This is a genomic window from Pseudomonas sp. 3B-A001-10F (genome assembly GCF_056313565.1).
The window spans coordinates 20,019-32,624 of the sequence record NZ_JBQYFW010000050.1 but is presented as its reverse complement, the minus strand read 5'-3'; the positions used below and the strand labels follow the sequence as shown (position 1 = coordinate 32,624).

The 12,606-nt window shown below is 59.9% G+C and carries 15 protein-coding genes and 1 riboswitch; of the genes, 8 read left to right on the top strand and 7 right to left on the bottom strand.

Translation table 11 applies throughout. From position 1 onward, the window contains the following. The coding region (locus AC0ZWN_RS27615; protein WP_476336960.1) for an integrase core domain-containing protein at positions 1-97 on the top strand (97 nt) is incomplete at its 5' end. A 214-nt stretch (positions 98-311) separates the two neighbouring features. Here the strand turns inward: AC0ZWN_RS27615 and AC0ZWN_RS27610 are convergent. After that, entirely contained in the window at positions 312-518 is a 207-nt protein-coding gene (locus tag AC0ZWN_RS27610) for a hypothetical protein (RefSeq protein ID WP_095050666.1), read from the bottom strand. A 193-nt stretch (positions 519-711) separates the two neighbouring features. Here AC0ZWN_RS27610 and AC0ZWN_RS27605 point away from each other — a divergent pair, with 193 nt between their 5' ends. Further along, complete coding sequence (locus AC0ZWN_RS27605; RefSeq protein ID WP_093441332.1) at positions 712-990, top strand: hypothetical protein; 279 nt, start codon at positions 712-714, stop codon at positions 988-990. An 88-nt stretch (positions 991-1,078) separates the two neighbouring features. Here AC0ZWN_RS27605 and AC0ZWN_RS27600 read toward each other — a convergent pair whose 3' ends face one another. Then, entirely contained in the window at positions 1,079-2,242 is a 1,164-nt protein-coding gene (locus AC0ZWN_RS27600) for a 1-acyl-sn-glycerol-3-phosphate acyltransferase (RefSeq protein WP_176471301.1), read from the bottom strand. Between the two features lie 142 nt (positions 2,243-2,384). Between AC0ZWN_RS27600 and AC0ZWN_RS27595 the strand changes: the two genes are divergently transcribed. From AC0ZWN_RS27595 to AC0ZWN_RS27585, 3 genes are read left to right on the top strand one after another with little or no spacing between them, the layout of a single operon-like run. Further along, positions 2,385-2,567 (top strand): CPXCG motif-containing cysteine-rich protein, encoded by a 183-nt coding sequence (locus AC0ZWN_RS27595; RefSeq protein WP_095050626.1) that lies wholly within the window; start codon positions 2,385-2,387, stop codon positions 2,565-2,567. Between the two features lie 9 nt (positions 2,568-2,576). After that, positions 2,577-2,837 carry a putative signal transducing protein gene (locus tag AC0ZWN_RS27590; protein ID WP_007912819.1) on the top strand — a complete coding sequence of 87 codons (261 nt, stop codon included), beginning with the start codon at positions 2,577-2,579 and terminating at the stop codon, positions 2,835-2,837. A gap of 36 nt (positions 2,838-2,873) precedes the next feature. Next, complete coding sequence (locus AC0ZWN_RS27585) at positions 2,874-3,497, top strand: SOS response-associated peptidase (protein ID WP_095050627.1); 624 nt, start codon at positions 2,874-2,876, stop codon at positions 3,495-3,497. Positions 3,498-3,703: 206 nt separating this feature from the next. On the opposite strand, the gene AC0ZWN_RS27580 is transcribed toward AC0ZWN_RS27585, so the two are convergent. Continuing rightward, positions 3,704-5,845: a methyl-accepting chemotaxis protein gene (locus AC0ZWN_RS27580; protein WP_476337514.1), complete on the bottom strand. Its 2,142-nt coding sequence runs from the start codon at positions 5,843-5,845 to the stop codon at positions 3,704-3,706. A gap of 261 nt (positions 5,846-6,106) precedes the next feature. Here AC0ZWN_RS27580 and AC0ZWN_RS27575 point away from each other — a divergent pair, with 261 nt between their 5' ends. Further along, positions 6,107-6,925: a M48 family metallopeptidase gene (locus AC0ZWN_RS27575; protein ID WP_093441307.1), complete on the top strand. Its 819-nt coding sequence runs from the start codon at positions 6,107-6,109 to the stop codon at positions 6,923-6,925. Between the two features lie 49 nt (positions 6,926-6,974). Here the strand turns inward: AC0ZWN_RS27575 and AC0ZWN_RS27570 are convergent, their stop codons facing one another. The 3 genes from AC0ZWN_RS27570 to AC0ZWN_RS27560 form a co-directional block, all read right to left on the bottom strand. Further along, a complete protein-coding gene (locus tag AC0ZWN_RS27570) occupies positions 6,975-7,559 on the bottom strand; it encodes a TMEM165/GDT1 family protein (protein WP_007912813.1) in 585 nt (194 codons plus the stop codon). 87 nt (positions 7,560-7,646) lie between these two features. Next, positions 7,647-7,771: riboswitch (yybP-ykoY riboswitch) on the bottom strand. Between the two features lie 39 nt (positions 7,772-7,810). Continuing rightward, positions 7,811-8,809: a class I SAM-dependent methyltransferase gene (locus tag AC0ZWN_RS27565; RefSeq protein WP_093441302.1), complete on the bottom strand. Its 999-nt coding sequence runs from the start codon at positions 8,807-8,809 to the stop codon at positions 7,811-7,813. Positions 8,810-8,841: 32 nt separating this feature from the next. After that, positions 8,842-9,807 carry a 2-hydroxyacid dehydrogenase gene (locus AC0ZWN_RS27560; protein WP_095050631.1) on the bottom strand — a complete coding sequence of 322 codons (966 nt, stop codon included), beginning with the start codon at positions 9,805-9,807 and terminating at the stop codon, positions 8,842-8,844. A gap of 91 nt (positions 9,808-9,898) precedes the next feature. Between AC0ZWN_RS27560 and AC0ZWN_RS27555 the strand changes: the two genes are divergently transcribed. After that, positions 9,899-10,528: a LysE family translocator gene (locus AC0ZWN_RS27555; RefSeq protein WP_093441294.1), complete on the top strand. Its 630-nt coding sequence runs from the start codon at positions 9,899-9,901 to the stop codon at positions 10,526-10,528. 24 nt (positions 10,529-10,552) lie between these two features. Here the strand turns inward: AC0ZWN_RS27555 and AC0ZWN_RS27550 are convergent, their stop codons facing one another. Next, the gene (locus AC0ZWN_RS27550; protein WP_476337510.1) at positions 10,553-11,317 is read right to left on the bottom strand and encodes an AraC family transcriptional regulator; all 765 of its coding nucleotides are present in this window, start codon (positions 11,315-11,317) and stop codon (positions 10,553-10,555) included. Positions 11,318-11,401: 84 nt separating this feature from the next. Here AC0ZWN_RS27550 and AC0ZWN_RS27545 point away from each other — a divergent pair, with 84 nt between their 5' ends. After that, on the top strand, positions 11,402-12,586 hold the full coding sequence (locus tag AC0ZWN_RS27545) for an MFS transporter (RefSeq protein ID WP_476337508.1): 1,185 nt from the start codon (positions 11,402-11,404) through the stop codon (positions 12,584-12,586). Positions 12,587-12,606 lie beyond the last annotated feature (20 nt).

Below are 12,606 nucleotides of genomic sequence, written 5' to 3'. Positions count from 1 at the left end.
GATGGTGCGGGAGGCTATTACGATCTACAACCAAGAGCGGCCGCACCTTTCCTTAAAATACAAAACGCCCGATGCGGTGCATCGGGCGTTGGGGTGAATAGGTGTAAACCTATTTCAGGACTAGACAACTTGAAATCGTACCCCCTCACCCCAGCCCTCTCCCCCAGGGGGGCGAGGGGGAAAGGGAGCCGATCGGGGGCTTTTCAGCATTTGAGTTCGGCTGGATATTTCAGGTCGATGGACCTCGTATAAGCAACTCGGTCGGTTCCCTCTCCCTCGGGGAGAGGGCTAGGGTGAGGGTGCTTTTGCTTTTAGGCAGCCTGGGAATAAAAGTCGAGAACGCTGACACCCGTCAACAAATCAGTCTCCGGCAAATCCGCATGCTGATGCCCGCCCAGCGCGCAATACACCAGCCAATGGCGATCCTGGACATTGAAGGCGAGGCTGCCGACAAGGCTTTGTTGCTCGTCGTAAGGGCTAATGAGGTACAGACGATCCTGGTTTTCAGCGTGAAGCATGTCGCGTTCCATGTGCGTTTCGAGGCGCGCATCTTGGTGTATCCACATGACGATGCCGTGACACAGGACAGCCATCGGTCGATTGTCAGGTTATTTGTCGCAAAGACTGGGGGTGAACCGGCAGGTTTGGTTAGAATCCGCGCCGCAGTCGTCGATCTGGCGTCTGCCACACCGGTTCAGATAGAGGTCTGTGATGTCGCTGCACTTGATGACGCTGTTTACCGCCCATCCCGCCAAGTTGATCAACTTGCTCGCGTTGTTGTTGGCGTTTCCGGGGAGTTGGCTGCTGCACGCCACTCGTCGCCGTGAACAACGTGCGATGGCCAGCATTGCCGCTCAGCGCCAGGCGCAACCGAATGCCGAACCAATCCTTGATTGGGCGACCTTGCGCATGAACCGGTTTTTCTATCGTTTTGGTTTTGCTTGCCTCGGGCTGGCCCTGATCGTCTCCTGGATCAGCACGCGCTATTAAAAGCAAAAGATCGCCGCCTGCGGCAGCTCCTACACGAATCCCCTGTAGGAGCTGCCGCAGGCGGCGATCTTTTGATCTTGCCGTTGCTTTACAACGGCAACCCAGCCTTGACCCGGTATTGATTACGCACCGGCGTCGCATATTGCAGCACCAGATACGGACGATGCTCCTCAGGGCACGCATCCAAGCGTTCCTGCCACTCTTGCTGCGCCTTGGCCAGCTCATCCGCCGGGAACACCTCGGCAGCTTTCGGCACATTCAACTGCGGATCGGCATCGGCCCACTGGGCGTACGCCAGGTAGTGCACCGGGAACAACCGGTAGCCACCGAGAATTTGTTTGTCCATCTCGATCGCCAATTGCTTGGTGTCTTCGAACAGCTCGGTAATCGGCGCGGCAAAGTTCACGTGCACCCGGCCCTTGTAGCCAGTGATGCCTTTGGCGATGCTCACGTCATCTTCGCCCGGCGCTTTCGCGTAAGTGCCGGTGGTGGCGCGGATGTACAACTCGCGAGCCTTGGCCTGGTCGCACGGGTCATATTCGTAGCTGATCGACACCGGGGTAACGTTCAGCGAGCGGATGACTTCGCCGAACGGCTCGTCCTTGCGGCTCATGTGGAACATCTTGAGGATCGCCGACTCGGTGCGGTCGTCGCCGTCCTTCGCCCGGCCTTCAGCCTGAGCGATCCAGATCGACGCGCAATCGTTGCGGATCGAGTGGTTGATGTACGCCGACAGCAACTGATAAGCAGCCATTTTCTCGCGACGGCCGGTGATCGAACGGTGGACGATGAAGCTCTTGTTCAGACGCATCAGATCGCTGACAAACGGCTTCTGCAGCAGGTTGTCGCCGATCGCGATGCGCGGCGTCGGCAGGCCGGCGTGGTACACGGCGTAGTTGACGAAGGCCGGGTCCATGACGATATCGCGGTGGTTGGCGATGAACAGATAGGCGCTGCCGGACTTGAATTGCTCGACACCGGTGTAGGTCACGCCATCGGTGGCGCGCTCGATGGTGTGGTCGACGTAGGACTCGACCTTGTCCTGCAACGTCGCCACCGAAGTTACGTCGGCGAACTCACGACGTAGCCGATGGGCTATAAGTGGTTTGAGCATCCAGCCGAAGGCACCGGCAAAACGCGGGAAGCGGAAGTGGGTGAGGATATCTAGAAACGCCTTGTCGCCGAGCAGTCTTGCCAGTACCACAGGTACTTCGCTGTCGTCGTAAGGTCGGATGGCATCGAATTCGCCCATCATGCTCTCTTGTTGGAAACGGCTAGGGTAAGTAAAGGTTTTGATCGAAAACCCGCGGGGCACGGTCTGAAAAAGTAGCCAGACAAAAATAGCCCTGCAAATAGACCGGCGATTATACGCACAAGTCACTTGGGAGACCGCGATGCTGGAAACCGCTGAATACGAATGTCCTTATTGTGGGGAGCTTGTTGAGACGTCGGTGGACTTGTCCGCCGGCGATCAGACCTATATCGAGGACTGTCAGGTGTGTTGTCGGCCAATAACGTTCGTATTGCAGGTCCATGGAGAGGACTGGTTTCTGGAAGTTTTCAGTGAGAACGAATAAGGGGCGCCCATGCAGCGAATCTACGAGCCGGAAAATCTGATGGAAGGTGAAATGCTCAAGGGCATGCTCGCCAGCGAAGGCATCGAGGCGCATTTGATTGGCCGCGATTTGCTCGGTGGAACGGGCGAGCTGCCGATCTTCGGTCTGTTGGGCTTATCTGTGGATAACGATCAGGCCGAATACGCCCGTGAGCTGATCACCGCGTACAATGCCGCGCTGCCGCTGCCCGGCGATGAACCGGAGAGCTTCCCCGGGACGCTGGTCTGTTAGGCTGAGCTTCGTATTACTTCAGAGTCGTGTTGCCCCATGTGTGGACGTTATGCCCTGTTTCGCTGGAACCGCGATTTCGCGGCCCTGCCTGGTTTTCCCGCCGATCAGCAGGCGCAGTGGAACATTTCCCCCAATGATTCGGTGCTGATGCTGCGTGCCAGTGAAGATGGCCAGCGCAGCCTGGCCCGCGCCCGTTGGGGATTAACGCCGCCGTGGCTGACCGATCTGTCGAAAACCCCGGCACATGCCCGGGCGGAAACCGTGGCTGAGCAGCCGATGTTTCGTGAGGCGCTGCGCCAGCGTCGTTGCCTGCTACCGGCGAATGGTTTTTACGAATGGCGCGGGACCCAGCGCAAGCGGCCGTTCTGGCTGACGCCGGGGGAGGGTTCTTCACTGTTTTTCGCGGCGATCTGGGAGGCTTATCCGGTGCAGGAACAGGTGTGGTTGAGTACGGCGGTAATTACTCAGCCGGCGTCGAGTCAGCGCCGGCCGTTGATTCTCGATGAGGCGGGGCAGGCGGCGTGGCTCGATCCCGAGACGCCGTTGCATGTGTTGCAGGGGTTGCTGGCCAGTGAACCGGCGGCGCTGCGTGAGCGGGTGTTGGCGAATCTGATCAATGATCCGAAGCTCAACGGGCCGGAGTGTTTGACCCCGGGCTAAAGCCTGCAGATCAAAAGCCCCTCACCCTAGCCCTCTCCCAGAGGGAGAGGGGACTGACCGCGGGATATTGACGAAACACACCGACTTGAAAGCTTTTCACCGAATCCATAATCGCCACGATTTTTCAGGTCGATGTATGACGGGAGACAACTCGGTCGGCCCCCTCTCCCTCCGGGAGAGGGCTGGGGTGAGGGGCTTTTCGCTTTTCAGACCTTGAACTGATTGATCAACCGCCGCTGCTGCTCCGCCAGTTTGGTCAAATCGGCACTCGCCGAACTCGACTCATCCGCGCCCCCCGCCACTTCATTGGCCACTTGCCCGATGTTGATCACATTGCGGTTGATGTCATCGGCCACCGCACTCTGCTCTTCCGCCGCACTGGCAATCTGCGTGTTCATGTCGTTGATCACCGAAACCGCCTGGGTGATCGTTTCCAGCGCCTCAGCCGCTTTCGCCGCATGCTGCACGCTTTCATCGGTGCGGTTCTGGCTGTCTTCCATGACCCGCACGACATCGCGGGTGCCTTGTTGCAGTTGCTGGATCATGCTCTGGATTTCTTCAGTGGCTTTCTGGGTTTTCTGCGCCAGATTGCGCACCTCGTCGGCCACCACGGCAAACCCACGACCCTGTTCACCGGCACGCGCCGCCTCGATCGCCGCGTTCAGGGCCAGCAGGTTGGTCTGCTCGGCGATGCCGCGAATGGCGGTGAGAATGGCGTTGATGTTCTCGCTGTCCTTGGCCAGGGTCTGTACCACATCCACCGCTTTGCCGATTTCCACTGCCAATACGCCAATCGAATTGGACGTATCGCGGACAATCTGCATGCCCTGGCTGGCGGCCTGGTCGGCATGACTGGCCGCTTGTGCCGCCTGCGTCGCGTTCCGCGCGACATCCTGCGCGGTGGCGGTCATTTCCTGCACCGCCGTGGCGACCTGATCGATCTCGGCCATTTGTTTTTGAATGCCGATGTTGGTGCGAATGGCAATGTCAGCGGTGTGTTCCGAGGAATCGCTGACGCTCTGCACCGACGTCACCACCTGCGTGATCATCGCCTGCAACTTGGCCAAAAAGGTATTGAAGCCCTTGGCGATCAAACCCAGTTCATCACTGCGATCGCTGCTCAAACGTCGGGTCAGATCACCTTCACCTTGAGCGATGTCATTGAGCATGGCGACCATTTGCTTCAGCGGTCTGGCGATGCCGTGGCCGACCAGCCAGATCACCAGCAGACCGAGGCCGGCGATCAGCAGACCGACCATGGCCATGCCGAAGGTGTCGGATTTGCGCTGAGCATCCAGATCGGCCTGTAGTTTTTGCAGATCAGCCATCACCGCGTTGAGTGGCAATTGCAGCATCAATGTCCAGCGTGCGTCGGTCTGGCCGATGCCGAATGGCAGGTACAGTTCGATGCGACCCTTGTCCTTGTTGACCGAGTAAGTCACTTCGCCGCGTTTGAGGTTGGCCATGTTGGCGGTCTGCTCAGCGTCGAGGATATCGCTGACTTTTTCGCCGAATTTGCTCGGGTCTTGGGTGTACGCAACGATCCGGCCGTTGCCGCCGATCAGGGCCATTTGCCCGGCGCCGCTGTACAGCTTCTGGTTGGCGCCGAGGAGCATTTCCTGAATGAAGTTCACCGACAGGTCGGCGCCGACAATGCCCTGGAAGGCGCCGTTAAGCATGATCGGCTCGATAAAGGAGGCGAGCATGACGATCTTGTCGCCGACCTTGTACGGCGCCGGATCGATCACGCAGGCTTTCTTCGTTTCCTTCGAGCACAAGTAGTACTCGCTGGCGCGCACGCCGGTGGACAGGGTTTTCTGGTCGTCGACGTCGACCAGTTTGTCCAGGCCGAGGGTGCCGTCATCGTTGCGGAACCACCACGGCAGGAAGCGCCCGTTGGCGGCATCGATCCCGACCACGCTGGTGCCGATATAGGCCGCGTCGTTGTGATCGAGGGCGTTTTTTTCCCAGCCGATGTAGGTGCCGAGAATTTTCGTGTTCTTTTCGACGTTTTCTTTGATCAGGCTGATCAGTTGCTCGCGGCTGACGCTCAGGCGTGGCTGGCCATCGGCGCCCGGCGTGCCGAGCAGGGCGTTGACTCGCACCAGGCCGCCGGCAATCAGCAGCGGCGCTTCGAGCTCGCGCTGGATCTGGCTGACCTGGGTTTGCGCCAGCGAGGTCAGGCGCTGTTCGATGACTTGCTCGAACTGCGCCTGGGTGCGCTGTTGCACCATCTCTTGCGTGCGCGCGCCGGAAAACAGCGCATACAGCACCAGCGCGGCGACCACGCTGAGGACGATGGCGCCGGCCAGGGCGGCGACGGAAAACTGGATCGACTTGAACTTCATGGGAGCTCCGCACGCAAGAGGACGTCTGCGCTGATGTATCGGCAGGCGGCATTGGGCCATGAGCGCGGGCAGTGGCAATTGAAAGCCGATGTCGCAAATGGATCGGTGCGCGACGCAGTGGCAGAGGCTTTGCCGTTGCTGTGAATTTTTTACGACAGCCATGGTGGGAAACGTCTGAAAGTCGCTGCAACACGTCCGTTGTATCTGGCGTCGATACAATTACCCGCCTAGGATACGCGCAGGTTTTCAGGGAGCTTTTGAATGAACAAGACATTGGTTGTAAGTGCACTGAGCGCAGCGCTGTTGCTGGCCGGTTGTCAGTCGGTCAACACCACCAGCGGCGGTGCCGTGGGTGTGGAGCGCAAGCAGTACATGTTCAGCATGCTGTCCTCGCAAGAGGTCGACCAGATGTATGCGCAGTCGTATCAGAAGACCGTCGGCGAGGCGTCCAGCAAAGGTGTGCTGGACAAGACCAGTCCCGAGGCCAAGCGGGTTCAGGCGATTGCCAACCGTCTGATCGCCCAGGCGCCGAACTTCCGTCCGGATGCTGCGCAATGGCAGTGGGAAGTCAATCTGATCAAGAGCGATGAGCTCAACGCCAACTGCGGGCCTGGCGGCAAGATCATTTTCTACACCGGGCTGATCGACAGTCTGAAACTCACCGACGATGAAATCGCCGCGGTCATGGGCCATGAAATTGCCCACGCCTTGCGCGAGCACGGTCGTGAAGCGATGTCCAAGGCGTACGGGATTGAAATGGCCAAACAGGGCGCGGGTGCGTTGCTCGGCCTGGGGCAGGACAGTCTGGCGCTGGCTGATACCGTGGCCAACTACGGGATGACCCTGCCGAACAGCCGCGCCAACGAAAACGAAGCCGACCTGATTGGTCTGGAACTGGCCGCACGCGCCGGGTACAACCCGAACGCCGCGATCACGCTGTGGAACAAAATGAGCAAGGCGTCGGAAGGTTCGCCGCCGGAGTTCATGAGCACTCACCCGGCTTCGACCAGCCGGATTGCCTCGTTGCAGGCGGCAATTCCGAAGGTCATGCCGTTGTACGAAAAGGCTCCTAAATCCTGAGTCAGTGATCGTTCCCACGCAGAGCGTGGGAACGATCCTTCACTGAGGATTAAACCCAGCCACTGCTCTGCATCGCCTTGTACACCGCAACAATCGCCAGAATCATGAATGCCGAAGCCGCGAGGCGACGGATCAAGGTCAGCGGCAGTTTGTCTGCGGCGAAGTTACCTGCGAGCACCACCGGCACGTTGGCAATCAGCATGCCTGCCGTGGTACCGATAATCACCAGCCACAGATCCGGATATTGCGCGGCGAGCATCACCGTCGCGACCTGAGTCTTGTCGCCCATTTCCGCCAGGAAGAACGCAATCAGCGTGGTCAGGAACGGCCCGAACTTGCGTGCGGTGCTGGTTTCATCGTCATCCATTTTGTCCGGAACCAGTGTCCACAGCGCCGTGGCCGTAAAGCTTGCGGCGAGAATCCAGTGCAGCGTGGCATTCGAGAAGAAGCTGCCAAACCAGGCGCCTACCGCACCGGCTGCTGCGTGGTTGGCCAGGGTCGCGGCGACAATACCGGCAATGATCGGCCAGGGTTTGCGGAAGCGAGCGGCGAGAATCAGCGCGAGCAGTTGCGTCTTGTCGCCGATTTCGGCCAAGGCAACGATTGCGGTGGGAACGAGTAACGAGTCCAGCATCAGGATTTCCTAAGGGGCGGGTCGACACGGCTATGACACGTACAGCCTTCCCGCCCCGGGTAAGGTGTGCGTGTCATAGGTCTTGTCAAACCCTGCGATCCGTCTGCTGCGGACGCTTGGGTCGCATACGCCATGATCTGAGGATCAAGTATGTTGACGTATGCCGGACGAGCTTGGCGCTCGTGGGAGACTACTCCCCTAGGACGGAGCGGATTCTGCCTTCGCAAATCCGATTGAGCAAGAACAAATTTTCAGCCGCGCTTGGCCCGGTAAATCCGGAAACCATTGCCTTCGGCCTTGATTGCACAGACGCCCAGATGCTCTTCGATCAGCGGTTGATACTTGAGGAAGCTGTTCGCCACCAAGCGCAGTTCGCCGCCATTTTTCAGATGTTTGGCCGCTTTTCGCAGCAAGTTCTCGGTTGCGAAATAATCGGTGTGCACGCCGACATGGAACGGTGGATTGCTCAGAATCGCACTCAAACCCATCGGCGCGGCATCGATACCGTCGCCAGTCAGCACTTCAGCTTCCAGACCATTGGCCGCCAATGTCAGGCGACTGCTGGCGGCGGCGAACGCATCGACATCAAGCAGGGTCACCTGATTGTGCGGGTAGCGACGCTTGACCGCAGCGCCCAGAACCCCGGCACCGCAACCGAAGTCGAGCAGATGGCCGCTCGGCAATTTGTCCAGATGCTCCAGCAGCAGGGCGCTGCCGCGATCCAGGCGACCGTGGCTGAACACGCCCGGCAGGCTGATAACTTTCAGCGGACCCTCGGCCAAAGGCAATTCATAGGTCTGCGCCAGGCTTTCCAGGGATTTCACTTCAGGGGCGTTGGCCACGGTGACTTGCCAGAGCTGGCAGTGCCGCGCGCTGTCGAGTTTGCGCGGCTTGCCGAACGGGTTGAGCTGCTTGGATGCGCCTTCGATGCCGCTGCGCTTTTCCCCGACCAGAAATACTTCACGCCCGGCCAGACGCGAGGCCACGGCATTGAGGATGTAATCGGTCAGGTCTTTGGACTTGGGCAGGAACACCACGGCGCTGTCGAACTCGCGCTCGGGAATGTTCACGCCGAAATGGCTGCGCCCTTCGAAACGGGCATCCAGTGCGGCCTGGTCGCCGGCATGCCAGCACCAGCCGAATGCGTTGGGCAGGCGTCCGAGCAAATCATCGGCGGGCAAACCGGCCAACAACAACGAACCTTGAAACAACTCGGGCTGACGAAGCAGTACTTCACTGCGCGGATCCATAACTGCTCCTCAAAAAAAAGTGCCGCAGTTTATCAACTGACGACCCGCAGCGCCTTACCGCTGAAGAACGCCTGAGCGTTTTCGGTCAATTGGCCGACGATGCGCTGCCGAGCCTCGCGGCTGCCCCAGGCATTGTGTGGCGTAACGATCAGGCGTGGGATGTCCGCCGCGAGCAACGGATTGCCTTGGGTCGGCGGCTCTACACTCAACACATCGGTGGCCGCGCCGCCAAGGTGACCATTGCGCAGGGCTTCGGCCAGCGCCTGTTCATCGATCAGACCGCCACGCGCGGTGTTTACCACGAACGCACCGGGCTTCATCGACGCCAACTCGCGAGCACCGATGAAATGGCGAGTGTGTTCGTTCAGCGGGCAGTGCAGGGTGAGGGCGTCGATCTGCGGCAACAGTTCATCCAGCGGCAAACGATCCGGACGAGCAGGGCGCCCGGGAATCTGCCCGAGCAACACGCGCATGCCGAACGCTTCGGCCAATCGCGCCACAGCGCCGCCGAGTTCGCCATGACCGAGCAGGCCGAGGGTTTTGCCTTCCAGCTCGACAATCGGATAGTCGAGCAGGCAGAACTGTTTGGCTTGCTGCCAGCGACCTTCGCCAACGGCTTTTTGATAATCGGCCAGACGCGTGGCGAGGTTGAGCAACAGCATGATCGTGTGTTGCGCCACCGACGGCGTGCCGTAACCCTGGCAGTTGCACACGGTGATGCCCTGAGCACGAGCGGCGACGAGGTCGACGTTGTTGGTGCCCGTGGCGGTGATCAGGATCAGTTTCAGAGCGGGGTTGGCGGCCATGGCGGCAGCGTTGATCATGATCTTGTTGGTGATCGCCACCGTCGCCCCTTGCAGGCGCTCGGCAACCTGCTCGGGCAAGGTCTGGGCGAAAAGCTGCAGATCGCTGAAACACTCGCGCAGCGGACTGAGGTCGAGGTCGCCGAGATCCAGCGAAGGGTGATCAAGGAATACCGCGCGGTGCGTGTTCGTCATCAACTGTACCTTTCGTGCTGTGAGCGTAGGGCGTAATCTGCCGAGCCTACCAGATGAAACAAATTGATACGCTTGGCCGAAAGGAGCCCCCATGTACTGGACCGAGTTCTTGACCGTTGCACTGATCCATCTGCTGGCTGTCGCCAGCCCCGGCCCGGACTTTGCGGTGGTGGTGCGCGAGAGCGTGACCCACGGTCGTCGCGCCGGTACCTGGACCGCATTGGGCGTGGGCACGGCGATTTTCCTGCACGTTGGTTATTCGCTGCTCGGTATCGGCCTGATCGTGTCGCAATCGATCGTGTTGTTCAACGCGTTGAAATGGGCGGCGGCGGCTTACTTGCTGTACATCGGCTTCAAGGCATTGCGCGCGCAACCCGCCAAAGCCGTGGCCGATGACTTGCACAAAGAGGCCGGCGTACGCACGGCTCGCGGCGCGTTCACGTCGGGCTTCGTGACCAATGGTCTTAATCCGAAAGCCACGCTGTTCTTCCTGTCGCTGTTCACTGTGGTGATCAACCCGCACACGCCACTGGCGGTGCAGGCCGGTTACGGGATTTACCTGGCGGTCGCGACTGCGTTTTGGTTCTGTCTGGTGGCGATGTTGTTCAGTCAGCAGCGGGTGCGTGCCGGTTTCGCCCGCATGGGCCACTGGTTCGACCGCACCATGGGCGCGGTGCTGATCGCTCTCGGCGTGAAAATCGCGTTCACCGAGATGCACTAAGAGCAGGCTCGCTCCCACAGGGCCTTACACCAGTTCGCTGAGTTTGCTCAGGGTGTTCAGGTAGTCGCGGGGATTCTCTCCCAGCAAACGGCGAAACATCGCGCTGAACGCCCGTGCGCTGCCGTAACCCAAGTCCTGCGCCACACGCTGCACGCTGTCCCCGGCGAGCAGGCGCGGCAGGGCTTCCATCAGGCGCAGTTGCTGGCGCCAGGCGTTGAAACTCATCTGCACTTGTTGCTGAAACAGCCGCGCCAGCGTGCGTGAGCTGGCGCCGACCTGCTGCGCCCAGTCTTCCAGCGTATTGGTGTGATCGGGGGTGTGCAGCAGTGCCAGACAGATATTTTGCAGACGCCGGTCGGTTGGCATCGGAATGTGCAGCGGCAGGTTTTCCAGACTGGCGAGTTCTTCCAGCATCAACTGCTGAATCAGCGGATTGTCGGCATGCGGCGGCCCTTGCACGGCACGCAGGATCAGCTCGCGCAGCAGCGGCGTCACCGCCAATACGCAGCACTGTTGCAGGCTGGCGGGTGACAGTTCTGGCGCGATGAACAGCGAGCGCATCTGCACGTCGCCGCTCATGAAAATCTCGTGCGCCACTTCTGGCGGAATCCACACCGCGCGACTAGGCGGAATCACCCATGCACCCGAGTCCGTGACCACGCGCATGATCCCGCTGACCGCATACAACAACTGCGCCTCGCGATGCAGGTGCAGCGGCTGGTGGGCGCCATCCAGATAATCCCGGGGGTAGGCGCTCACCGGGCCGTGTTCGAAATGGCTGATCAACATGTCTGATTCGATGACTTGTCTGGCAGGAATGCGCTTTGTGGCCAACTTAGCATAGCGCCACACAACAACGTAAAGCGTGCCGCCATGAATCAATCCAGAAACGTCATTCGCTATATCAACGCCGCCCATGTGATCGATCACATGTTCATGCTGATATTTCCCGCCGCCGTGCTCGGTATGACGCAGGCCTTCGGTCTCGACTACGCCACGCTGATCGGCCTGTCACTGGGCGGCTTCATTGCCTTCGGCGCGTGTTCACTACCCGCTGGTTGGCTGGGCGATCACTGGAGTCGGCGGCAGATGATGCTGGTATTTTTCTTCGGCATCGGCGCTTCAGCGATTTTCACTGGCCTGAGCAGCAGCCCGGCCATGCTGGTGATCGGTCTGACCCTGATCGGTATTTTTGCGGCGATTTATCACCCGGTCGGCACGGCGATGTTGGTCGCTTATGCACAAAATCGCGGCCGGGAAATCGGCATCAACGGTATGTGGGGCAATCTGGGTGTGGCGTTTTCGGCGCTGATCACCGGTTTGCTGGTGGCGCAATTCGGCTGGCGCTCGGCGTTTCTGATACCGGGCGCAGTGGCGATTGTGCTGGGAGTTGGCTTCGCCTTGCACGTGCGTGAAGAGCCGATTCCGAAGCGTGCGCACACGCCACTCAAGGGGGCCGCTGGCCAGCGTATTTCCATGCTCATGGTGTTCGGCGTGCTGGCGCTGGCGACGGCCACTGGCGGCGTGGTGTTCAACGCCACCACCATGACCTATCCGAAGCTGTTTCAGGAGCGTTTGCATGAGCTGTTTGCCTCGCCGCAAACCCTTGGTGTGGTGGTCAGTCTGGCCTATGCCTTTGGTGCGGTTGCACAGTTGAGCATTGGTCGGATGTTGCATCGGCTCAGCCTGAAATGGCCGTTCATTGTCCTGACGCTGTGCCAGGCACCGCTGCTGTTTGCGCTGGCCTATGCCGACGGCTGGGCGGTGATCGCCCTCGGCGCAGCGTTCATGTTCGTGGTCTTCGGTCAGGTCACCGTCAACGATGCGATGGTCGCCAACTTCGTCGCCCCGCAATGGCAATCACGGGTGTTCGCCCTGCGTTACTGTTTATCGTTCGGTGCCAGTGCGGCGGCGATTCCGCTGATTTCCTATGTCGAACCGCGCCATGGTTTTGTAGGCCTGTACTTGATTCTTGCGGGTTTCGGCGCTTTGACCTTCCTTGCAGCAGTCGTATTCCCACGGACGCCTTCCGAGGAGGCTGTAGGGCAAACAGCCTGATCATTAGCGAAAACCGGCAA

Bases quoted from the DNA above. Each gene is read 5' to 3' on its own strand.
- AC0ZWN_RS27550 (WP_476337510.1), bottom strand. From the start codon at position 11,317: ATGTTGATCAGCCATTTCGAACACGGCCCGGTGAGCGCCTACCCCCGG.
- AC0ZWN_RS27585 (WP_095050627.1), top strand. From the start codon at position 2,874: ATGTGTGGACGTTATGCCCTGTTTCGCTGGAACCGCGATTTCGCGGCC.
- AC0ZWN_RS27605 (WP_093441332.1), top strand. From the start codon at position 712: ATGTCGCTGCACTTGATGACGCTGTTTACCGCCCATCCCGCCAAGTTG.
- AC0ZWN_RS27570 (WP_007912813.1), bottom strand. From the start codon at position 7,559: ATGCTGGACTCGTTACTCGTTCCCACCGCAATCGTTGCCTTGGCCGAA.
- AC0ZWN_RS27590 (WP_007912819.1), top strand. From the start codon at position 2,577: ATGCAGCGAATCTACGAGCCGGAAAATCTGATGGAAGGTGAAATGCTC.
- AC0ZWN_RS27600 (WP_176471301.1), bottom strand. From the start codon at position 2,242: ATGGGCGAATTCGATGCCATCCGACCTTACGACGACAGCGAAGTACCT.
- AC0ZWN_RS27545 (WP_476337508.1), top strand. From the start codon at position 11,402: ATGAATCAATCCAGAAACGTCATTCGCTATATCAACGCCGCCCATGTG.
- AC0ZWN_RS27610 (WP_095050666.1), bottom strand. From the start codon at position 518: ATGCTTCACGCTGAAAACCAGGATCGTCTGTACCTCATTAGCCCTTAC.
- AC0ZWN_RS27555 (WP_093441294.1), top strand. From the start codon at position 9,899: ATGTACTGGACCGAGTTCTTGACCGTTGCACTGATCCATCTGCTGGCT.
- AC0ZWN_RS27580 (WP_476337514.1), bottom strand. From the start codon at position 5,845: ATGAAGTTCAAGTCGATCCAGTTTTCCGTCGCCGCCCTGGCCGGCGCC.
- AC0ZWN_RS27560 (WP_095050631.1), bottom strand. From the start codon at position 9,807: ATGACGAACACGCACCGCGCGGTATTCCTTGATCACCCTTCGCTGGAT.
- AC0ZWN_RS27565 (WP_093441302.1), bottom strand. From the start codon at position 8,809: ATGGATCCGCGCAGTGAAGTACTGCTTCGTCAGCCCGAGTTGTTTCAA.
- AC0ZWN_RS27595 (WP_095050626.1), top strand. From the start codon at position 2,385: ATGCTGGAAACCGCTGAATACGAATGTCCTTATTGTGGGGAGCTTGTT.
- AC0ZWN_RS27575 (WP_093441307.1), top strand. From the start codon at position 6,107: ATGAACAAGACATTGGTTGTAAGTGCACTGAGCGCAGCGCTGTTGCTG.